18 protein-coding genes and 3 pseudogenes are annotated in these 19314 nt (G+C 75.4%); 10 read left to right on the forward strand and 11 right to left on the reverse strand.

Going from position 1 to position 19314, the window contains the following annotated elements; genetic code table 11:
• The first annotated feature begins 59 nt into the window (after nucleotides 1–59).
• Complete coding sequence (locus JKP76_RS15455) at nucleotides 60–854, forward strand: hypothetical protein (RefSeq protein ID WP_200491802.1); 795 nt, start codon at nucleotides 60–62, stop codon at nucleotides 852–854.
• Between the two features lies 1 nt (nucleotide 855).
• Here JKP76_RS15455 and JKP76_RS15460 read toward each other — a convergent pair whose 3' ends face one another.
• Both JKP76_RS15460 and JKP76_RS15465 read right to left on the reverse strand, forming a co-directional pair.
• Nucleotides 856–1536, reverse strand: coding sequence for a class I SAM-dependent methyltransferase (locus tag JKP76_RS15460; RefSeq protein WP_309229658.1), 681 nt, complete (start codon nucleotides 1534–1536; stop codon nucleotides 856–858).
• The gene (locus JKP76_RS15465) at nucleotides 1533–2477 is read right to left on the reverse strand and encodes an NAD(P)/FAD-dependent oxidoreductase (protein ID WP_200491803.1); all 945 of its coding nucleotides are present in this window, start codon (nucleotides 2475–2477) and stop codon (nucleotides 1533–1535) included. The genes JKP76_RS15460 and JKP76_RS15465 overlap by 4 nt, the downstream gene beginning before the upstream one ends.
• Nucleotides 2478–2544: 67 nt before the next feature.
• Here JKP76_RS15465 and JKP76_RS15470 point away from each other — a divergent pair, with 67 nt between their 5' ends.
• Complete coding sequence (locus JKP76_RS15470) at nucleotides 2545–3120, forward strand: XRE family transcriptional regulator (RefSeq protein WP_309233008.1); 576 nt, start codon at nucleotides 2545–2547, stop codon at nucleotides 3118–3120.
• A gap of 34 nt (nucleotides 3121–3154) precedes the next feature.
• Here the strand turns inward: JKP76_RS15470 and JKP76_RS15475 are convergent, their stop codons facing one another.
• The 4 genes and pseudogenes from JKP76_RS15475 to JKP76_RS21345 all read right to left on the reverse strand — a co-directional run.
• The gene (locus JKP76_RS15475; RefSeq protein ID WP_200491805.1) at nucleotides 3155–3502 is read right to left on the reverse strand and encodes a Rieske (2Fe-2S) protein; all 348 of its coding nucleotides are present in this window, start codon (nucleotides 3500–3502) and stop codon (nucleotides 3155–3157) included.
• A complete protein-coding gene (gene nirB / locus JKP76_RS15480; RefSeq protein ID WP_309229656.1) occupies nucleotides 3499–5988 on the reverse strand; it encodes a nitrite reductase large subunit NirB in 2490 nt (829 codons plus the stop codon). The genes JKP76_RS15475 and nirB overlap by 4 nt, the downstream gene beginning before the upstream one ends.
• Nucleotides 5989–6041: 53 nt before the next feature.
• Nucleotides 6042–7232 carry a molybdopterin oxidoreductase family protein gene (locus JKP76_RS21340; RefSeq protein WP_242471968.1) on the reverse strand — a complete coding sequence of 397 codons (1191 nt, stop codon included), beginning with the start codon at nucleotides 7230–7232 and terminating at the stop codon, nucleotides 6042–6044.
• An 82-nt stretch (nucleotides 7233–7314) separates the two neighbouring features.
• Nucleotides 7315–8547 (reverse strand): annotated as a pseudogene (locus tag JKP76_RS21345) (molybdopterin oxidoreductase family protein); the annotation flags it as partial.
• 215 nt (nucleotides 8548–8762) lie between these two features.
• Here JKP76_RS21345 and JKP76_RS15490 point away from each other — a divergent pair.
• Nucleotides 8763–9416, forward strand: coding sequence for a GNAT family N-acetyltransferase (locus JKP76_RS15490; RefSeq protein WP_309229654.1), 654 nt, complete (start codon nucleotides 8763–8765; stop codon nucleotides 9414–9416).
• Nucleotides 9417–9423: 7 nt separating this feature from the next.
• Here the strand turns inward: JKP76_RS15490 and JKP76_RS15495 are convergent, their stop codons facing one another.
• Complete coding sequence (locus JKP76_RS15495) at nucleotides 9424–10356, reverse strand: DMT family transporter (protein WP_200491807.1); 933 nt, start codon at nucleotides 10354–10356, stop codon at nucleotides 9424–9426.
• Between JKP76_RS15495 and JKP76_RS24175 the strand changes: the two are divergent.
• The 5 genes and pseudogenes from JKP76_RS24175 to JKP76_RS15515 all read left to right on the forward strand — a co-directional run.
• A pseudogene (locus tag JKP76_RS24175) lies at nucleotides 10355–11137 on the forward strand (aminotransferase class I/II-fold pyridoxal phosphate-dependent enzyme); the annotation flags it as partial. The gene JKP76_RS15495 and the pseudogene JKP76_RS24175 overlap by 2 nt on opposite strands.
• A 175-nt stretch (nucleotides 11138–11312) precedes the next feature.
• Nucleotides 11313–11762 (forward strand): hypothetical protein, encoded by a 450-nt coding sequence (locus JKP76_RS21355; RefSeq protein WP_242471970.1) that lies wholly within the window; start codon nucleotides 11313–11315, stop codon nucleotides 11760–11762.
• Nucleotides 11763–11855: 93 nt separating this feature from the next.
• On the forward strand, nucleotides 11856–12203 hold the full coding sequence (locus JKP76_RS15505) for a YciI family protein (protein ID WP_200491808.1): 348 nt from the start codon (nucleotides 11856–11858) through the stop codon (nucleotides 12201–12203).
• A 4-nt stretch (nucleotides 12204–12207) separates the two neighbouring features.
• On the forward strand, nucleotides 12208–13449 hold the full coding sequence (locus tag JKP76_RS15510; RefSeq protein ID WP_200491809.1) for an RNA polymerase sigma factor: 1242 nt from the start codon (nucleotides 12208–12210) through the stop codon (nucleotides 13447–13449).
• The gene (locus JKP76_RS15515; protein WP_200491810.1) at nucleotides 13446–13727 is read left to right on the forward strand and encodes a DUF1905 domain-containing protein; all 282 of its coding nucleotides are present in this window, start codon (nucleotides 13446–13448) and stop codon (nucleotides 13725–13727) included. The genes JKP76_RS15510 and JKP76_RS15515 overlap by 4 nt, the downstream gene beginning before the upstream one ends.
• On the opposite strand, the gene arfB is transcribed toward JKP76_RS15515, so the two are convergent.
• The 4 genes and pseudogenes from arfB to JKP76_RS22660 all read right to left on the reverse strand — a co-directional run.
• Nucleotides 13724–14164 carry an alternative ribosome rescue aminoacyl-tRNA hydrolase ArfB gene (gene arfB / locus JKP76_RS15520; RefSeq protein ID WP_200491811.1) on the reverse strand — a complete coding sequence of 147 codons (441 nt, stop codon included), beginning with the start codon at nucleotides 14162–14164 and terminating at the stop codon, nucleotides 13724–13726. The two genes, JKP76_RS15515 and arfB, sit on opposite strands and share 4 nt — an antisense overlap.
• A gap of 45 nt (nucleotides 14165–14209) precedes the next feature.
• A complete protein-coding gene (gene yidD / locus JKP76_RS15525) occupies nucleotides 14210–14725 on the reverse strand; it encodes a membrane protein insertion efficiency factor YidD (RefSeq protein WP_200491812.1) in 516 nt (171 codons plus the stop codon).
• Nucleotides 14725–15273: an SDR family oxidoreductase gene (locus tag JKP76_RS22655; RefSeq protein WP_309233009.1), complete on the reverse strand. Its 549-nt coding sequence runs from the start codon at nucleotides 15271–15273 to the stop codon at nucleotides 14725–14727. The genes yidD and JKP76_RS22655 overlap by 1 nt, the downstream gene beginning before the upstream one ends.
• A gap of 46 nt (nucleotides 15274–15319) precedes the next feature.
• A pseudogene (locus tag JKP76_RS22660) lies at nucleotides 15320–15583 on the reverse strand (SDR family NAD(P)-dependent oxidoreductase); the annotation flags it as partial.
• Between the two features lie 148 nt (nucleotides 15584–15731).
• Here JKP76_RS22660 and JKP76_RS15535 point away from each other — a divergent pair.
• Both JKP76_RS15535 and JKP76_RS15540 read left to right on the forward strand, forming a co-directional pair.
• The gene (locus JKP76_RS15535) at nucleotides 15732–18287 is read left to right on the forward strand and encodes an RNA helicase (RefSeq protein ID WP_200491813.1); all 2556 of its coding nucleotides are present in this window, start codon (nucleotides 15732–15734) and stop codon (nucleotides 18285–18287) included.
• Between the two features lie 164 nt (nucleotides 18288–18451).
• Nucleotides 18452–19300: a DUF4349 domain-containing protein gene (locus JKP76_RS15540; protein WP_200491814.1), complete on the forward strand. Its 849-nt coding sequence runs from the start codon at nucleotides 18452–18454 to the stop codon at nucleotides 19298–19300.
• Nucleotides 19301–19314: the final 14 nt, after the last annotated feature.

Genomic DNA, 19314 nt, shown 5'->3' on the forward strand with positions numbered 1-19314 from the left:
GTGGTGAGGCCCGGGCCGCCGGCGTGCAGGACCAGCCCCCCGTTGGCGATGATCACTGCGTGAGCGCCCCCGAGGAGACCGCAGAGCTGCCCGGCCGCGCCCTCATCGAGCAGGGCGCCCCGGTGGCCGGCTCGATGAGCCGCGCCGCGGCCACCGTCGTGTTCGAGCCGTCGGCCGCGCTCGTGCAGATCGCCGCCCCGCTCGCCGCCTGCCTGCGCACCGCCGCGACCGAGGCCGCGGCCGTGCCCGTGCCGCGCGAGCAGGTCCGCGCCGGGGCCGCGCTGGCCTTCGCCGTCGAGTACGCCGCCACCCGGCACCGCGCCGGCCGCCCGGCCCGCGCCGACGGCTGGTTCGACGCCCGCCCCGGCGGACGCCCGGCGGCCGACGACCTCACCGAGGCCGTGGTGGCCGCAGCCCGCCGGTCGACCGACGAGCGGCGGGTGCGGCACCTCGGCTACCTGCTCGCCGAGGTCTCCTGCTCCCCCGACCTGGACGCCGAGGTGGCCGGCCGGGCCCTGCGGCTGGCCGACGAGCTGAGCTGGCGCCGGCTGGGGCTGCTCGCCGCCGTCGGCCGCCGCGACCGGGTGCCGCTGCCGATCGCCCCGCTGCCCGACGACCCGCGCCCCTGGTCGGAGTGGGCCGCCCGCGAGGACGTCGCCGACCTGCAGCGCGCCGGCCTGCTGGACCCGCCGGTCGACGTCCCCCGGCCCGGCGCCACGGTGCCCCGGCTGCGGGCGGCCGACCTGCGGCTCACCCGCCGCGGCGTCCTGCTGCACCGGCTGCTGGCCCTCGACCTGCTGCACGAGGACGCCGTCGCCGAGGCCCTCGCCGCCCTGGGCCTGCCCCGCTCCTGAGCTACCGGCGCCGGGCGACCAGCACGGTGTCGGGCACCGGGTTGCCGGTGCGGTGCGCGGCGCCCGGGTCGCGGTCGCGCGTCTCGGTGCTGACGTCGACCCAGTCCGCCGGGTCGAGCACCGCCGCGACGTCCTCGGCGGTGTAGAGCGCGCCGGCCTCGTGCGCGTGGCCGTGGCCCCAGGCCTCGCCGTGCTGGTGGCCCACCACGAGCAGCGTGCCGCCGGGTGCGACAGCGGCGGCCAGCCGGTGGAACATCGCCTCGCGGTCGGTCCAGGTGGCGTGCAGGTAGTGCGCGGTCACCAGGTCGAAGGCGCGTTCCGGGGGCCTCCAGGTGTCGAGGTCCTCGTGCCGCCACTCGACCCGGTCGGCCAGCCCCAGCTCGGCCGCCTGTGCCGCGCCCCGCTTCAGGGCCACCTCGGAGTAGTCGACGGCGGTGACCCGCCACCCCCGGGCGGCGAGCCAGAGAGCATCGCCGCCCTCGCCGGCACCGGCGTCCAGGGCGGTGCCCGGCGCCAGGTCGGTCGCCTCGGCGACCAACCGGCCGTTCGGCCGGCCGGTCCACACCGGCGCGGACCGGTACAGCTCGTCGTAGCCGGCGCGGGTGATCGCGGGCTCGCGCTGCGCGCCGTGCCGGTGCTGCGCGTCGTGCTGGTGCTGCGCGTCGTGCTGGTGCCCGCTCACGCCGCGCTCCGCCGCGCCGCCACCGCGCGTGCGGTGTCCTCCTCGATCAGGTCGGCGTTGATCATCGCCCCGGCCCGGAGCCCCTGCGCCGCCGCCACGACCACCTGCGCGCTCAGGTCACCGGCGTTGCCGGCCACCCAGACCCCGGGGACGTCGGTGCGCCCGGTCGGGTCGGCGGGCAGGTAGCTGCCCACGACCGCGCCGTTCACCTCCATCGGCGCCGGCGTCGCGCCCAGGCCCGTGACCAGCTCGGCGGTGCCGACCATCCGGGTGGTGACGACGACGGCGTCCCGCGCGACCAGCTCGCCGTCGGCCAGCCGGACGTCGGCGCCGCCCTCCAGGCCCTGGACCCGAGCCCGCACGACGCGGACGCCGCGGGCGGCCAGCCGCTGGAGCTCGGCGGCGGTCGGCTCCGCGCCGGTGTGCACGAAGAGGACGACGTCGTCGGTCCACTGCCGCCACAGGGTCGCGGCGTGCACGCCCATCGAGCCGGTGCTGACGATGCCCACCGCCCGGTCGCGCACCTCCCAGCCGTGGCAGTAGGGGCAGTGCACCACCGTGCTCCCCCACCGCTCGGCCACCCCGGGGAGGTCGGGCAGCTCGTCGACCAGGCCGGTCGCGAGCAGCAGGCGGCGCGCCCGCACCGGGCCGCCGTCCGCCAGGTCGACGCGGAACCCGTCGTCCTCCCGGCCCAGTCCGGTGACCCGGCCGGGCCGCACGGTGCCGCCGTACCCCGTGACCTCGTCCCGGCCGGTCGCGAGGAGCTCGGCCGGCGGGGTGCCCTCCCGGCCGAGGTAGCCGTGCACGTGCCCGGCCGGGGCGTTGCGGGGCTCGCCCGCGTCGACCACCAGCACGCTGCGCCGGGCGCGGGCAAGGGTGAGCGCTCCGCTCAACCCCGCCGCTCCGCCGCCGATGACCACCACGTCGTATCGCTCGTCCATGGCCACCACTGTCGACCGCGCCGCACGACTTCGGCAACCATCGTTGCTGTTGTGGCAAACTCTTCCCGTGACCGACGACGACGTCCTGCAGACCGTGGGCCCCCGGCTGCGGGCGCTGCGCACCGAGCACGGCTCGACCCTCGGCGAGATCGCCACCGCCACCGGCATCTCCGTGAGCACGCTGTCCCGGCTCGAGGCCGGTGGCCGTCGTCCCACCCTGGAGCTGCTGCTCCCGCTGGCCCGGGTGTACGGCGTGGCGCTGGACGACCTGGTCGACTCGCCGGCGCCGGCCGACCCCCGCGTGCACGGCCGGCCGATCGAGCGGGAGGACGGCATGACGATGGTGCCGCTCACCCGCCAGGCCGGCGGGTTGCAGGCGCACAAGATGCTGCTGCCGGCGCGCTGGCGGGTGGGCGAGACCGACCAGAAGACGCACGAGGGCTACGAGTGGCTCTACGTGCTCTCCGGCCGGATCCGGCTACTGCTCGGGCCGCGGGACTTCGTGCTCACCGCCGGGGAGGTGGTCGAGTTCGACACCCGGGTGCCGCACACCTTCTCCAACCCGTTCCCCGAGCCCGCCGAGGGGCTGGTGCTGTTCGGCCCGCAGGGTGAGCGGATGCACGTCCGCGCCCGCCCCGCCTGACGGCACTTCCGGTACCGGAAGTCCCGCGCCAGGGTCAGGCGGTGACGAGGAGGTCGCCGTCGACGGCTCGGACCGGGTAGAGCCGCAGCGGACCGGCGGGGCCGGACGAGCCGCCGTCGGACCACCGGTAGGCGTACAGGTGCAGCGGGCAGACCAGCACGTCGACGTCGGTCTGCCCGTCGGCCAGCGGCCCGCCGGCGTGCGGGCAGGCCGCCTGGGTGGCGTGCAGCGAGCCGTCGCGCAGCCGGAACACCGCCACCTGCACCCCGGCGACGACGAAGGCCCGCCCCTCCCCCATGGGGATGTCGTCCAGCCGGCCGACGACGTGCTCGGTGGGCGTGCGCTCCGCGGCGGCGGTGGTCAGCTCGTCGGTGAGGCTCATCGGACCGGCACCTGCGGCAGCGCGACCAGCGGCAGGGCCGGCCGGAACTGGCCCGGCGTCGCGGGTTCGGCGGCGTCCTGGCCCCACGGGTCGGTGTAGGCGTCGATCGAGCGCTGGATGCCGGCGTCGAGCTCGGCGCACGCCGCCTCGTCGTCCAGCACCTCGCGGATCGCCTCCAGCCCGACCCTGGGCACGAAGTCGTAGGTGCGCTCGAGCCAGTTGGCGTTCTCCCGGTAGTACTGCAGGAACCGGCCGGTCAGCGTCATGACCTCCTGCCCGGAGGAGACGGTGGCCAGCAGGTCGCCCTTGCGCACGGTCGCGCCCGCGGCGCCCCCGACGTAGATCTCCCAGCGCCCGGCGCCGACGGCGACGACCCCGACGTCCTTCACGTAGGCCTCCGCGCAGTTCCGCGGGCACCCGACGACGGCCATCTTGATCTTGGCCGGTGATTCGATGCCCTGGAAGCGGGTCTCCAGGTCGATGCCGAGCTGGGTGGAGTCGTCCAGGCCGAACCGGCAGAAGTCCGAGCCGACGCAGGTCTTCACCGTGCGCATGCTCTTGCCGTAGGCGTAGCCGCTGGGCATGCCGAGGTCGGACCACATCGCCGGCAGGTCCTCCTTGCGGACGCCGAGCAGGTCGATCCGCTGGCCACCGGTCACCTTCACCATCGGCACCTCGTACTTCTCGGCGACGTCGGCGATGCGGCGCAGCTGGGCCGGCGTGGTCACCCCGCCCTTCATCTGCGGGACGACGGAGAACGTGCCGTCACGCTGGATGTTGGCGTGCACGCGGTCGTTGATGAACTCGCCGTCCTTCTGCGGCACGAAGTCCGCACCCCAGATCAGCTTGAGCAGCGAGGTGAGGCCCATCTTGGAGCGGGCGTCCTCCGTGCCGCCGGGCGCCAGCGCGGCGAAGACGGCGGAGACGCTGCGCAGGTCCTGCTCGCGGATCGCCGCCATCAGAGCGGGCTTGGCCAGCGGGATGCCCGGCACGTACCAGGAGGCGGCGGGGTCCTCGGCGACGTCGCCGTCGGCGGCCCACTCGACGATCTGCTTCACCAGGGACTTGCAGGACCCACAGCCCTTCCCCGCACGGGTGCGGTCCATGACCGCACCGACGCTGCCGCAGCCGTCGGCGACCGCCCCGCAGATGTCGCCCTTGGAGACGCCGTTGCAGTTGCAGACCTGCGACCCGGCCGGCATCTCCGCGACGCCGACCTCCTCCGCGCCGTCGGAGAGGTCGACGAGCAGCCGGATCCGCTCCTCGGGCAGCGGGGCGCCGCGGTCGAAGGCCTGGGTCAGGAAGGCGACCTTGCGGGTGTCGCCGAGCAGCGTCGCCCCGACCAGCTTGTCGTCGCGGATGACCACCGACAGGTGCACGCCGCGCTTCGGCTCGGAGATCACCAGGAACTCGTCGTCGTCCCGCTCGGGGGTGCTCACCCCCATGACGGCGACGTCGACGCCGGCCACCTTCAGCTTCGTCGCGGTGCGGCTGCCGTGGTACTCGGCGTCCGGGTCGGTGCCGGTGAGGACGTCGGCGAGCACCTTCGCGTGCTCCCAGGCCGGCGCGACCAGGCCGTAGACCGAGCCGCGGTGCTGCGCGCACTCGCCGATGGCGTACACGTCGGGGTCGTCGGTGCGCAGCTGGTCGTCCACGACGATCGCCCGCTCCACCTCCAGCCCCGACCGGACGGCGACGTCGGTGTGCGGGCGCACGCCGGCGGCGACGACGAGCAGGTCGCAGTCCAGCCGCCGGCCGTCCTTGAGGACGACGCCCTCCACGTGCTCGTCGCCGAGCACCTCGGTCGCGAGGACGTCGAGGTGCACCGTGATGCCGAGCTGCTCGACGCTCTTCTCCAGGATGGCCCCCGCCTCGCGGGAGAGCTGCGCGTTCATCAGCCACGGCATCGCGTGCACCAGCTCCACCTGGAGCCCGTGCCCCTGCAGGGCGCGGGCCGCCTCCAGCCCGAGCAGCCCGCCGCCCATGACCACCGCGCGCCGGCACCGGCCGGTGGCCTCGAGCATCGCGCGGGTCTCGTCGATGGTGCGGAAGCCGTGCACGCCGGGCAGCAGCGAGCCGTCGTCCCGGCGCACCCCGGCCATCGGCGGGACCCACGAGTAGCTGCCGGTGGCCAGCACCAGGTGGTCGTAGGGGGTGACCGAGCCGTCGTCGGCGTGCACCTGCTTCGCCGCGGTGTCGATCCGCTCGACCCGGACGCCGGCCCGCAGGATGACCCCGTTGTCGGCGTACCAGTCGTGGCTGTTGAGGACGATCTCGTCCTCATCGGACTCCCCCGCCAGCACCGGGCTGAGCATGATCCGGTTGTAGTTGCCGTGCGGCTCGTCGCCGAACACGGTGAGGCAGAACTGCTCGTCCCCGCCGCGGTCGAGCACCTCCTCGACGAACCGCGCACCGGCCATGCCGTTGCCGACGACGACGATCCGGCTGCGCGTGTCGAGCTCGTCGTCCACGTGCAGCGAGGTCACGCCCTCCGGGCGCCCACCGAGCACACGCTGGTCTCCCCCACCCATCCCGGCCACTAGACCTCCACCAGCCCGAGGTCGAGCACGAGCTCACCGGTGACGCCCTCGGGCGCCGCGGCGTGCAGCTCGACGACCGAGCCGCCGGGCAGGTCCTCGACCACCCGCAGCGGCACGTGCGTGTCGCCGCGCGCCCCGATCGGGAACCAGCGCACCGGCTCGCCGTCGCGCAGCAGCAGCACGTAGACCAGCTCGCCGGTGGAGTTGCCCCCGCGGAAGTACAGCGCCTGCGCCGAGCACCCGGACGGCACGGTGTAGCGCAGGGCGGCGTCCACCGGGCCGGGCTTGGTCAGCCCCTCCCCGGTGATCGGGTAGACGCCTTGCAGGAAGCGGGGCGTGCTCTTCATGGACGGGCTCCTTCTGCTCCTGGCCGGAGGCCGGGGTCGGGCGGGCACGGCGGGTGCGGCGGCGCGGGGCTGCGGCTGGGTCGCGGGGGCGGGCGGGGCGATCCGCTCCTCCGGCCCGCCGACGCGGGTGACGGCGACGGCGCAGACCTTGAAGGCTGGCATCCGCGACGTCGGGTCGAGCGCCGGGTCGGTGAGCGCGTTCGCGCTGGAGCCGCCGCCCCAGTGGAAGGGCGCGAAGACGACGTCGGGACGGATCGCGTCGGTGACCGCGGCGTGGAAGCGCGCCCGGCCGCGGCGGGTGGCCAGCTCGACGACGTCGTCCTGCGCGATGCCGAGCCGCCGGGCCAGGTCGGGGTGCAGCTCGGCGCGCGGTGTGGGGGCGATCAGCTGGAGGCTGCGGGTCCGGCGGGTCTGCGTGCCCGACTGGTACTGCGCGAGCACCCGGCCGGTGGTGAGCACGTAGGGGTACTCGGCGTCGGTCGGCTCGTGGGCGTCGACGTGCTCGACCCGCAGGAACCGGGCGCGGCCGTCGGGGGTGGCGAACCGCTCGGTGAACAGCCGCGGGGTGCCCGGGTGGTCCGGCGCGCCGTCCTCGGCAGCGGGGCACGGCCAGAAGACGCCGTCCTCCGCGTCGATCCGGGCGTAGCTGATGCCGGCGTAGTCGGCCGCGCCGCCGGCGCTGGCGCGGCGGAGCTCCTCGAACACCGTCCGCGGGTCGCCGCTGAAGCCGCCGACGCCGAGCCGCTCGGCGAGGGTGGCCAGGAGCTGCAGGTCGTCGGGGACACCGGCCGGCGGGTCGAGCGCGCGGCGACGGCGGATGACCCGGCCCTCGAGGTTGGTCATCGTGCCCTCCTCCTCCGCCCACATGGGCGCTGGGGAGGACGACGTCGGCGAGCTCGGCGGTCTCGGAGAGGAAGAAGTCGCTGACGGCGAGGAAGTCCAGGTCGCGCAGCCGGCTCATCACCCGGCGCGCGTCCGGCGCGCTCACCGCGACGTTGGACGCGAGCACCAGCAGGGTGCGCACTCCGCCGTCGGTGCCGAGCGCGTCGAGCAGCTCGAAGGCGCTGCGCCCGGGCTGCGGCAGGTCGTCCGGGTCGACGCCCCAGACGGCGGCGACGTGCGCGCGGGCGGCGGGGTCCGCCAGCGAGCGGTAGCCGGGCAGCTGGTCGGCCTTCTGCCCGTGCTCGCGACCGCCCTGGCCGTTGCCCTGGCCGGTGATCGTGCCCCAGCCGCTGCCCGGCCGGCCCGGCAGCCCGAGGGCGAGCGCCAGGTTGATCCACGCCTGCGCGGTGTCGGTGCCGCTGCGGTGCTGCTCGGCCCCGCGGGCGGTCAGCACGATCGCCTTCTCCGCCCGGGCGAGGGCGTGCACGGTGCGGCGCTGCTGCTCGACGGGCACGCCGGTGATCCGCTCGACGCGGTCGGGCCAGTACGCCGCGACCCCGGCGCGCACGTCGTCGAAGCCGGTGGTCCGCCCGGCGACGTACGCCTCGTCGACCAGCCCCTCGGCGATCGCGATGTTCAGAAGCCCGTTGGCCAGGGCGAGGTCGGTGCCCGGCAGCGGCTGCAGGTGCAGGGCGGCGTGCCGCGCGGTCGCGGTGCGCCGGGGGTCGACGACGACGTGCTGCGCGCCGCGCTCCCGTCCGGCGTCGAACCACTGCATCGCCGGCGGCATGGTGTCGGCGGGGTTGGCGCCGACCAGGACGACGACGTCGGCCTCGGCGACGTCGGACAGCGGGAACGGCATGCCGCGGTCGAGGCCGAACGCCCGGTTGGCCGCGCCCGCGGCGGAGCTCATGCAGAAGCGGCCGTTGTAGTCGATGGCGCTGGTCCGCAGCGCGACCCGGGCGAACTTGCCGAACTGGTAGGCCTGCTCGTTGGTCAGCGAGCCGCCGCCGAAGCAGCCCACTGCGTCGCGGCCGTGCGTGCGCTGGGTGCGGTGGATGGCGTCGACCAGCCGGCCCAGGGCGTCGTCCCAGGTGCTCTCGACCAGCGGGCTGGTCCGGTCGCCGGGCACCGCGCGGACCAGCGGCCGGAGCAGCCGCTCGGGGTGGTCGAGCAGCTCGGCCGACGACCAGCCCTTCGAGCACAGCCCGCCGCGGTTGGTGGGGAAGTCCAGCGGCACGAGGGTGGCCGGGCGGTCCCCGGCCGTGACCGCCATGCCGCACTGCAGCGAGCAGTAGGGGCAGTGCGTGTCCGTCGTCCGGACGCCGCCGGCACTCCGGGCGGCGGACTCGGGGGCGACGGCTGCGGGCACGGGAGGAGCCTGCGACCCGGTCGTTTCGAGGCGGGACCGCCGGCGTCAAGGTCGCGTTCCGGCTTTCTCACACCCGCCGCCGGGGCGTTGTGCGGTGCCCGGGTGGTCGAATGGGAGGCGTGACCGGACGCCGCCCCACCATCCAGCGGATCGACGACCCGGAGGAGGAAGGCCCCGACGTCCGGCCGGCCGAGAACCGCGACGTCCCCCGGATCGCCGCCACGCTGACCGTGGCCCTGGCCGACTCGCGCTGGACCCGCTGGGCGCTGCCCGACGACGGCCGCATGCAGCGGCTCACCCGCCTGCACGAGCTGGACGCCGGGCACCGCGGGGTGGCCACCGGCAGCACCTGGGTCACCGACGACGTGGACGCCGTCGCCGCCTGGCAGCCGCCGGCGGGCACCGCGCCGCTGCCGGCCGACGTCGCCGCCGCGCTGCGCTCCGAGCTGCCGCACATCCGCGGCGCTCGCGCCCGGATCGTGGCCGAGACCGACGCGCTGGTCGACGCCGCCCGGCCCTCGGTGCCGCACTGGTGGCTGGCGCACCTCGGGGTGCGACCCTCGGCCCGCCGCCAGGGGCTCGCGGCGGCCGTCCTCGCGCCGGTGGTCGTGCGCTGCGACGCCGAGCAGACGACGGCGGCCGCCGCGGTGTTCTCCTGGGCCAACGTGCGCTTCCTGCGCGGGTTCGGCTTCGAGCAGGTGGCCGAGCTGCGCACCGCGGACGACGAGCTGCCCGTGTGGGTGCTGGAGCGCCGCCCGCTGCCCCCGGCCTGACCCGCGCTCACCCCGGGGCGGACCGCACCCGGACGGCGAGCCCCGCGCACGCGACGACGGCGAGCCCGCCCAGCAACGTGCCCGCGGTGAGCCGCTCTCCCAGCAGCAGCCCGGCCCAGACGAGCGTCAGCACCGGCTGGACCAGCTGCATCTGGCTGACCCGTGCCATGGGGCCGATCGCCAGCCCGCGGTACCAGGCGAAGAAGCCCAGGAACATGCTGATGCAGGCGAGGTAAGCGAACGCCGCCCACTGGACCGGGGTGCCGTCCGGGGGGCGCTGCGCCACCGACACCAGGGTCAGCGCGCCGGTGAGCGGAGCGCCGAGCACCAGCGCCCACGAGATGGTCTGCCAGGCGCCGAGCTCGCGGGCCAGCAGGCCGCCCTCGGCGTACCCGGCGGCCGCGGCGAGGACGGCGCCGAACAGCAGCAGGTCGGCCCAGTGCAGCGAGCCGAGGCTGCCCGAGGAGGCCGACGCGAACCCGACGGCGACCAGCGCGCCCGCGGCGGTCGCCGTCCAGAACGCGGTCGGCGGCCGCTCGCCGGTGCGCAGCACGGCGACGACGGCGGTGGCGGCGGGCAGCAGCGCGATGACGACGGCGCCGTGCCCGGCGGGCGTGGTCTGCAGCGCGAACGAGGTGAGCAGCGGAAAGCCGGTGACGACGCCCCCGGCGACGACGGCGAGCCGCCACCACTGGCTGCCGCGGGGCCTCCGCTGGCGGGTGACCGCGAGCGCGGTCGCGGCCAGCGCGGCGGCGACGACCGCCCGCCCGGCACCGATGAACAGCGGGGAGAGCCCGTCGACGGCGACGCGGGTGAAGGGCACCGTGAAGGAGAAGGCCAGCACGCCCAGCAGCCCCCAGGCGAGGCCGACGTTCGCCGCCCGCGCGGGCGCCGATAGCGGTCGGTTGATCTGGGCGGTAGCGCTATCGTGTGCCGTCATGGCTGACGATAGCGGAGCGCGGATCATCGGCGCGCTCCGGGCGTGGATCGCCGGCGCGCCGCCGGGCGCGCAGCTGCCGCCCACCCGGGAGCTGGCCGCCCGGCACGGGGCCGGCCCGGTCACCGTGCAGAAGGCGCTGCGCGCCCTGGCCGGCCAGGGCCTCATCGAGACCCGGCCCGGCGTCGGCACCTTCGTGCGCGCCGTCCGCGCGGCCCGGCCCGCCGACTACGGCTGGCAGACCGCGGCGCTGCGCTCCCCCGCGGCACCGGCGCCCGGCATGCCGGCCGCGCTGCGCAGCACGCCGAACGACGTCATCGCCTTCCACTCCGGCTTCCCGGACCACGAGCTGCTGCCCGAGCGGCTGGTGCGGTCGGCGCTGGTCCGCGCGGCCCGCAGCGAGGCCGCGCTCTCCCGCCCGCCGGCCGCGGGCCTCCCCGAGCTGCAGTCGTGGTTCGCCGGCGAGCTGCGCGCGGTCACCCCGGCCGACGTGCCCCCGCCCACGCCGCGGGACGTGATCGTGCTGCCGGGCAGCCAGAGCGGGCTGAGCGCGGCGTTCCGGGCACTGGCCGGCGCCGGGCAGCCCGTGCTGCTGGAGTCGCCCACCTACTGGGGCGCGATCCAGGCCGCCACCCGCGCCGGCGTCCGGATCGTGCCGGTGCCCAGCGGCGGCGAGGGGCCCGATCCGGAGGAGGTCGACCGCGCCTTCGCCGAGTCCGGCGCCCGGCTGTTCTACGCCCAGCCCAGCTACGCCAACCCCACCGGCGCGCAGTGGTCGCCGGAGCGCGCGCGGCGGGTGCTCGACATCGTCCGCGCGCACGGCGCCTTCCTGCTCGAGGACGACTGGGCGCACGACTTCGGCATCACCACCGCGCCCGCTCCGCTGGCCGCCGCCGACGGGTCGAGGGCACGTCGTCTACCTGCGGTCGCTCACCAAGAGCGTCTCCCCCGCCCTCCGGGTGGCCGCCGTCGTCGCCCGCGGCGCGGCCCGCGACCGGCTGCTCGCCGACCGGGCGGCGGAGTCGATGTACGTGAGCGGGCTGCTCCAGGCCGCCGTCCTCGACGTCGTCACCCAGCCCGGCTGGGAGCGGCACCTGCGCGGCCTGCGCACCCAGCTGCGGGCGCGCCGCGACCTGCTGCTGAGCAGCCTGGCCGAGCACGCGCCGCAGGTCGTCGTCGAGCAGGTCCCCGCCGGTGGGCTGCACCTGTGGGGGCGGCTGCCCGACGGCACGGACCTGCCCCGGGTGCTGGCCGAGTGCGAGGCCGCCGGCGTCGTCCTCGCGCCGGGCTCCGAGTGGTTCCCGGCCGAGCCGACCGCCCCGTTCGTCCGGCTCAGCTTCGCCGGGCCCCAGCCGGACCGCTTCCCCGAGGGCGCGCGGGTGCTCGGCGAGGTCCTCGCCCGCGGCTGAGAACGCCCCCGCGCGGTGTCGATCCGGGCAGGATCGGTTCGTACAGGAGGTGAGCAGCCGGCACCGGGCCGGCGCTCCTCCGAGGAGGCAGAGATGCCGCAGTACCTGCTCAACATCATCCAGCCCGTCGGCGTCGTCCCGCCGCCGGAGGACCTCGAGCCCGTCATGCGCGACCTCGACGCGCTCAACGAGGAGATGCGGACCGCCGGGGTCTGGGTGTTCGCCGCCGCCCTGCACCAGCCGGAGGCCACGACCGTCGTCCGCGCCGACGGGGACGGTGTCCTGATCACCGACGGGCCCTACGCAGAGGGCGCCGAGTTCGTCGGCGGCTTCACGATGATCTCCGCCGCCGACCTCGACGAGGCGCTCGCCTGGGCCGGGAAGCTGGCCGGCGTGCTCGGCCTGCCGGTGGAGGTCCGGCCGGTGTCGCAGGCTTTCTGACGGGATGGACGACGAGGCCACCGCCCGCGTCGAGCAGGTCTTCCGCGAGAGCTACGGCCGCGCCGTCGCCGTCCTCGTCCGCCTCCTCGGCGACATCGACGCCGCCGAGGAGGCGGTCCAGGACGCGTTCCTGACCGCCCTCTCCCGCTGGCCGGCCGACGGGATCCCGCCGAGCCCGCCGGGCTGGATCGTCACCACCGCCCGCAACCGGGCCATCGACCGGGTGCGCCGCGAGTCGCTGCGCCCCGGGAAGCACGTGCAGGCAGAGCTGCTGCGCGCGGAACCCGACCCGGTCGAGGAGGACGCCGTGCCCGACGACCGGCTGCGGCTGCTGTTCACCTGCTGCCACCCCGCGCTGGCCCGGCCGGCGCAGGTGGCGCTGACCCTGCGGCTGCTCGGCGGCCTGACCACCGCCGAGGTCGCGGCGGCCTTCCTCGTGCCCGAGCCGACGATGGCGCAGCGGCTGGTCCGGGCCAAGGCCAAGATCCGCGCCGCGCGCATCCCCTACCGGGTGCCGACCGAGGCCGAGCTGCCCGACCGGCTCCCCGCGGTGCTCGCCGTCGTCTACCTGGTCTTCACCGAGGGGTACGCGGCGACGTCGGGTCCGCAGCTGGTGCGTGGCGACCTGTGCGCCGAGGCGGTCCGGCTGGGCCGGGTGCTCGCCGAGCTGATGCCCGACGAACCGGAGGTGCTGGGCCTGCTGGCGCTGATGCTGCTCACCGAGGCCCGCCGCCCCGCCCGGACGTCGGCCGACGGCGAGCTGGTGCTGCTCGCCGACCAGGACCGGTCGCGGTGGGACCGCGCGCAGGTCGCCGAGGGGCAGGACCTGGTGCGCGCGTGCCTGCGCCGCGGCCGGCCCGGGCCCTACCAGCTCCAGGCGGCCATCGCCGCCGTCCACGCGGATGCCCGCACGGCGGCGGCCACCGACTGGCGGCAGGTGCTCGCGCTGTACGACCACCTGCTCGCGCTGGCACCGAGCCCGGTGGTCGCGCTGAACCGGGCGGTCGCCGTCGCCGAGGTCGACGGGCCGGCCGCCGGGCTGGCGCAGCTCGACGGGCTGGACCTGCCCCGCTCCCACCTGCTGCCCGCCGTGCGGGCCGACCTGCTGCGCCGGCTGGGCCGCACCTCCGAGGCGCTGGAGCAGTACCGGGCGGCGCTGGAGCTGGCGGGCAACGAGCGTGAACGCGCCTTCCTGCGGCGCCGGAGCGATGAGTTGTCGGCGCACGCGCGGTCGGACCGGGCATGACGTCCGCGCAGCACCTCGATCACACGTTCACCTCCCCGATCCAGAAGGACGGCGCCTTCGCCACCTACCTCGTGGTCCCCGGTTCCGCCGAGCTCCTGGGCACCCGCCGCGCGGTGAAGGTGACCGGGACCGCCGACGGGCACGCCTTCGCCGCCACCCTCATGCCCTCGGGCACCGGCCCGCACTGGCTGCCGCTGCGCGCGGCGATCTGCACCGCGATCGGCAAGAGCCGCGCGGGCGAGGAGGTGACGGTGCACCTGCAGCAGCGGTTGAGCTAGTCCCAGCCGCCGCGCTGCTTCTTCAGCCGGCCGCGCTGCTTCTTCGCCTCGATCCGGCGCTCCTGCGAGCCGCGGGTGGGCTTGGTCCGGCGCCGGGACGGTGGCGGTGGGGCCAGGGCGGCGCGCAGCACCGCGGCCAGCCGCTCGCGGGCGGCCTGCCGGTTGCGCAGCTGCTGGCGGTGCTCGCTGGCCGCGACGGTCAGGACGCCGTCGACCAGCCGGCCGCCCAGCCGCTGCGCCAGCCGGGCGCGCTGCGGATCGGTGAGGCCGGGCAGCTCGAGCGGTGCGACGGAGAGCTCGACGCGGGAGTCCGCCGTGTTGACGCCCTGCCCGCCGGGCCCCGACGAGCGGGAGAACCGCCACGCCAGCGCGCCCGCGGGCACGACGAGGGACGCGGTGACCGGCAGGTCACCGGCGGCGTCGTCGACGGCGGGCATGGCCGACAGTCTGGCCGAGGGGCGCCCGGCACGGACCGGGACCGGTCAGGCGGGCACCGGGTCGGCGCCGCGGGACCCACCGGGGCGGCAGCGGAGCCAGCCGGCGCACGTCAGCCACGCACCCCTCGCCGCGCCGTGCCGCTCCAGCGCCTCCACCGCGTACGCGGAGCAGGTGGGCTCGAAGCGGCAGCACGGCGGCTTCGTCGGGCTGACCTCGCGCTGGTACACGCGGACGGCGGCCACCATGCGCTCCGCGATCCGGCTGCCCCGCTCCCCGGCGTCGGACCTGCGGACCGCGCGGGCGGTCGCCGGCGCCACCAGGAAGGCGTCGCCGCCGCACCCGATCGCGTTGGCCAGGCAGCAGCCGGTGTTGAGGAAGAGCAGGTCGCGCAGACACGAATCGTTCCGCCGTCCGTAGCCCGGGCCGTAGCCATAGCCCTGGCCGTAGCCGTAGCCCGGCGGCGGCCCGTAGCCGTAGCCCCGGCCGTAGCCGGCCGGGCCGTACCCGCGACGGGGGCGCCGGCGGCGGGGACCCCAGCCACTGCTCCAGATGAAGACCATCAGAGGATCGGCTTGCCGCCGGTGACGGCGATGCGCGCCCCGGAGACGTAGGAGGACTCGTCGCTGGCCAGCAGCACGTACACCGGCGCGAGCTCGGCGGGCTGGCCCGGGCGGCCCATCGGCACCTGCTGGCCGAAGCTCTCCACCTTGTCCTCGGGCATGGTCGCCGGGATCAGCGGCGTCCAGATCGGGCCGGGCGCCACGCTGTTCGCGCGGATGCCCTTCTCGGCCAGCATCTGCGCCAGGGAGGCGGTGAAGTTGGCGATGCCGGCCTTGGTCATCGCGTAGGCGATCAGGTTCGGGCTGGGGTTGTCGCTGTTCACCGACGACGAGTTGATGATCGACCCGCCCGGCCCCATGTGCGGCAGCACGTCTTTGGTCAGGGTGAACATCGCCGAGAGGTTGGTCGCGACGGTGTGGTCCCACTCGGCGTCGCTGATCTCGTCGAGCGAGTCGTGGCTCATCTGGAACGCGGCGTTGTTGACCAGGACGTCGACCCGGCCGAACTCCTCGACCGCCTTGGGGATGATCGTCTTTGGCGTGCGCACGGTCGGCGAGGTCGCCGGGCACCAGCACGCACTTCTGCCCGGCCTGCTCGACGTAGCGGGCGGTGTCCTGCGCGTCCTCGTGCTCGGACAGGTAGGAGATGAGGACGTCGGCACCCTCGCGGGCGAAGGCGATCGCGACGGCCCGGCCGATGCCGCTGTCGCCGCCGGTGATGACCGCCTTCTTGCCGGCCAGCCGGCCCGAGCCGCGGTAGGTCTCCTCGCCGTGGTCGGGCTTCGGGTCCATCTCCCCGAGCGTGCCGGGCGGCGTCTGCTGCTGGGCGGGCTGGGACTCGGGGCGGGGCGACGACATGGCTCTCCTCGGGTGCGTGGGGGGACGTGCTCACCGGGTCAGGCCTCCGCGCGCTACCCGCGGGGGCGGCCGCGGAACCCGTGCGACGCGCTCGGGCGGGCACGGGGTCGCGGGAACGTCCGGGGCGTCGGGCACGCTGATCCCCCTGATGACCACGACCACCGCTCCTCCCCTGCTCGACGACCCCGCCGACCTCTCCGCGCTGCGCGCCAGGGGCGGCGACCCGGACGAGCTGTTCGCCGACTTCGCCGCCTGGGCCGAGGCCGGGGGCACGACGCTGTACCCGGCGCAGGAGGAGGCGCTCATCGAGCTGGTCAGCGGGGCGAACGTGGTCCTCGCGACGCCGACCGGGTCGGGCAAGTCGCTGGTGGCCACCGGCGCGCAGTACGCGGCGCTGGCGGCGGGTCGGCGCAGCTACTACACCGCGCCGATCAAGGCACTGGTCAGCGAGAAGTTCTTCGCCCTGTGCGGGGTGTTCGGCGCCGCCAACGTCGGCATGCTGACCGGCGACGCCTCGGTCAACCCGGGCGCGCCGATCATCGCCTGCACCGCGGAGATCCTGGCCAACGTGGCGCTGCGCGAGGGCGGCGACGGCGTCGGCGACGCGCTGGTCGTCATGGACGAGTTCCACTACTACGGCGACCCCGACCGCGGCTGGGCCTGGCAGGTGCCGCTGCTGGAGCTGACGAAGGCGCAGTTCCTGCTGATGAGCGCCACGCTCGGCGACGTCACGACGCTGCGCGAGGACCTCACCCGCCGCACCGGCCGGCCCACCGCGCTGGTCGCCAACGCCGAGCGCCCGGTGCCGCTGCACCACTACTACGCGACGACGCCGATGCACGAGACGATCCAGGAGCTGCTGGACACCAAGCAGGCGCCCATCTACGTCGTCCACTTCACCCAGGCCTCGGCGCTGGAGCGGGCGCAGGCCCTGATGAGCGTCAACGTGTGCAGCAAGGAGGAGAAGGCGGCGATCGCCGACATGATCGGCGGCTTCCGCTTCACCTCCTCCTTCGGGACGACGCTGTCGCGGCTGGTCCGGCACGGGATCGGCGTCCACCACGCCGGGATGCTGCCCAAGTACCGGCGGCTGGTCGAGCAGCTGGCGCAGGCCGGGCTGCTCAAGGTCATCTGCGGCACCGACACCCTCGGCGTCGGCATCAACGTGCCGATCCGCACCGTCGTCTTCTCGGCGCTGTCGAAGTACGACGGCGTCCGCATGCGCCTGCTGCAGGTGCGCGAGTTCCACCAGATCGCCGGCCGCGCCGGGCGGGCCGGGTACGACACCGCCGGCACCGTCGTCGTCCAGGCGCCCGAGCACGAGGTGGAGAACCTCAAGCAGTTCGCCAAGGTCGCCGACGACCCGAAGAAGCGCCGCAAGCTGGTCCGCAAGAAGGTGCCCGACGGCATGGTGCCGTGGAGCGAGGCGACGATGAACCGGCTGGTCGAGGGCGAGCCGGAGAAGCTGACCAGCAACATGCGGGTGTCCACGGCGATGGTCCTCGACGTCGTCGACCGCCCCGGTGACCCGTTCGCCGCGATGCGCCGGCTGCTCACCGACAACCACGAGCCGCGGAAGAAGCAGCTGAGGCTGATCCGCGAGGCGATCGGCATCGCGCGCTCGCTGCTGCAGGCCGGCGTCCTGGAGCGGCTGCCCGAGCCCGAGCCGGACGGCCGCCGCTACGACCTGACGCTGGACCTGCCGCCGGACTTCGCGCTCAACCAGCCGCTGTCGACGTTCGCGCTGGCCGCGATCGACCTGCTGGACCCCGAGAGCGACACCTACGTGCTCGACGTCGTCAGCGTCATCGAGGCCACGCTGGACGACCCGCGGCAGATCCTCGCGGCGCAGCTGAACAAGGCCAAGGGCGAGGCCGTGGCGCAGATGAAGGCCGAGGGCATCGAGTACGACGAGCGGATGGAGCTGCTCGAGGAGGTCACCTACCCGAAGCCGCTGCAGGAGCTGCTGGACGCGGCGTTCGAGGTGTACGTCCGCACCAACCCGTGGGCGCGGGACGCGCACCTGTCGCCGAAGTCGATCGTCCGCGAGATGTGGGAGCGGGCCTTCACCTTCCGGGAGCTCGTGAACACCTACGGGCTGACCCGGTCCGAGGGCGCGGTGCTGCGCTACCTCTCCGACGCGTTCAAGGCACTGCGGTCGGGGGTGCCCGCGGACGCGCGCACCGAGGGCGTGACCGACCTGGTCGAGTGGCTGGGCGAGCTGGTGCGCCAGGTGGACTCCTCGCTGCTGGACGAGTGGGAGTCGCTGACCAACCCCGAGGACGACGGCCCGATCGCCGAGGTCGCCGTCCCCGCGCGGCCGCGGCCGCTCACCGGCAACGAGCGCGCGTTCACCGCGATGGTGCGCAACGCGCTGTTCCGCCGGGTGGAGCTGTTCGCGCTGCGCCGCTGGTACGACCTGGGCGAGCTGGACCGCGGCTCGGGCTGGGACGCCGACCGGTGGGAGACCGTCGTCCGCGCGTACTTCGAGGAGCACCCCGAGGTGCGCACCGGTGGCGACGCCCGCGGCCCGGCGATGCTGATCTGGGACAAAACCGAGCCCGGCGTCTGGCGGGTGCGGCAGATCCTCGACGACCCCGAGGAAGACCACGACTGGGGCTTCGACGTCGAGGTCGACCTGGAGGCCTCCGACGAGGAGGGCCACGCGGTCATCCGGCTCGTCGACGCCGGCCGCAAGGACTGAGGGCCGCCGGCAGGTGCAGGTGTCCCGCGCCGCGCCGTTCATGAGAAAAGCAGCGGCCAGGGCTTCCCCCGACTGACGACGGGTGCAGAGCGGCCGCCGGTCCGCCGCGTCACGATCGGGCATCGACGCTGGTCCGAGAGGTGATGGCGCCCTACGGTCCCGGCATGAGGCGCCTCCTCGGCAGCGCAGCCGTGACCCTGGCCCTGGTTCTGGTCGGCGGTTGCTCCGGCTCGTCCGGGAACGGGTCGAGCAGCAGCGCGGACGGCGGAGGCGCAGGGGCCGTCGCCGACGAGGCCGCCGACCCGGTCGGCGGCGATGCCGAGCGTCAGGTGATCACCAACGCCGACGCGTCGCTCGTCGTCGACGATCCCGCCGGCGCCGCTCAGGAGCTGAGCGAGCGGGTCGAGTCCGCCGGCGGGCGGGTCGACGAGCGCACCGAGTACGCCGCGACCGGGGACGACGAGGGCTCGTCCGCCGACCTCGTCGTGCGGGTTCCCTCGGATGCGCTGACGGACGTCCTCGCCGATCTCGAGGACCTCGGCGAGGTGGCCAGCGTGTCGGTGTCCCGCTCGGACGTGACCGGTGACGTCGTCGACCTGGACGCACGGATCTCGGCGCTGCAGACCTCGGTCGCCCGGCTGCAGGCCCTGCTGGACGAGGCGCCCTCGACCGAGGCGCTGCTCGCCGCCGAGGGTGCGCTCTCCGGGCGGCAGGAGCAGCTGGAGTCGTTGCAGTCGCAGCGCGCGTTCCTCGCCGACCAGGTGGAGCTGTCCACGCTGCGCCTGCACCTGCAGCAGCCCGGCGTCGCCCCGCCCGGCGGTCCGGACGGCTTCGTCGACGGGCTGGGCACCGGGTGGAACGCGCTGGTCTCCGCGGGCGGTGCGGCGGTCATCGCCCTCGGCGTCCTGCTGCCGTGGCTGGTGCTCGCCGCGGTGATCGCGGCCGCGGTGCTCGTCCCGCTCCGGCGGCGCCGCGCGGCGGCTGCGGCACCCGCCGCCGGCGACGCCGGGTGAGGCGGTCGGTCGCT

This window comes from Blastococcus sp. TML/C7B (genome assembly GCF_016612845.1).
Lineage (GTDB): Bacteria > Actinomycetota > Actinomycetes > Mycobacteriales > Geodermatophilaceae > Blastococcus.

Excerpts from the sequence above, each read along its gene's own strand:
- JKP76_RS15475 (WP_200491805.1), bottom strand. The coding sequence starts at position 3,502 with ATGAGCCTCACCGACGAGCTGACCACCGCCGCCGCGGAGCGCACGCCC.
- JKP76_RS15465 (WP_200491803.1), bottom strand. The coding sequence starts at position 2,477 with ATGGACGAGCGATACGACGTGGTGGTCATCGGCGGCGGAGCGGCGGGG.
- JKP76_RS15515 (WP_200491810.1), top strand. The coding sequence starts at position 13,446 with ATGACGTCCGCGCAGCACCTCGATCACACGTTCACCTCCCCGATCCAG.
- yidD (WP_200491812.1), bottom strand. The coding sequence starts at position 14,725 with ATGGTCTTCATCTGGAGCAGTGGCTGGGGTCCCCGCCGCCGGCGCCCC.
- JKP76_RS21340 (WP_242471968.1), bottom strand. The coding sequence starts at position 7,232 with ATGACCAACCTCGAGGGCCGGGTCATCCGCCGTCGCCGCGCGCTCGAC.
- JKP76_RS15510 (WP_200491809.1), top strand. The coding sequence starts at position 12,208 with ATGGACGACGAGGCCACCGCCCGCGTCGAGCAGGTCTTCCGCGAGAGC.
- JKP76_RS15495 (WP_200491807.1), bottom strand. The coding sequence starts at position 10,356 with ATGACGGCACACGATAGCGCTACCGCCCAGATCAACCGACCGCTATCG.
- JKP76_RS15540 (WP_200491814.1), top strand. The coding sequence starts at position 18,452 with ATGAGGCGCCTCCTCGGCAGCGCAGCCGTGACCCTGGCCCTGGTTCTG.
- arfB (WP_200491811.1), bottom strand. The coding sequence starts at position 14,164 with ATGCCCGCCGTCGACGACGCCGCCGGTGACCTGCCGGTCACCGCGTCC.
- JKP76_RS15505 (WP_200491808.1), top strand. The coding sequence starts at position 11,856 with ATGCCGCAGTACCTGCTCAACATCATCCAGCCCGTCGGCGTCGTCCCG.
- JKP76_RS15535 (WP_200491813.1), top strand. The coding sequence starts at position 15,732 with ATGACCACGACCACCGCTCCTCCCCTGCTCGACGACCCCGCCGACCTC.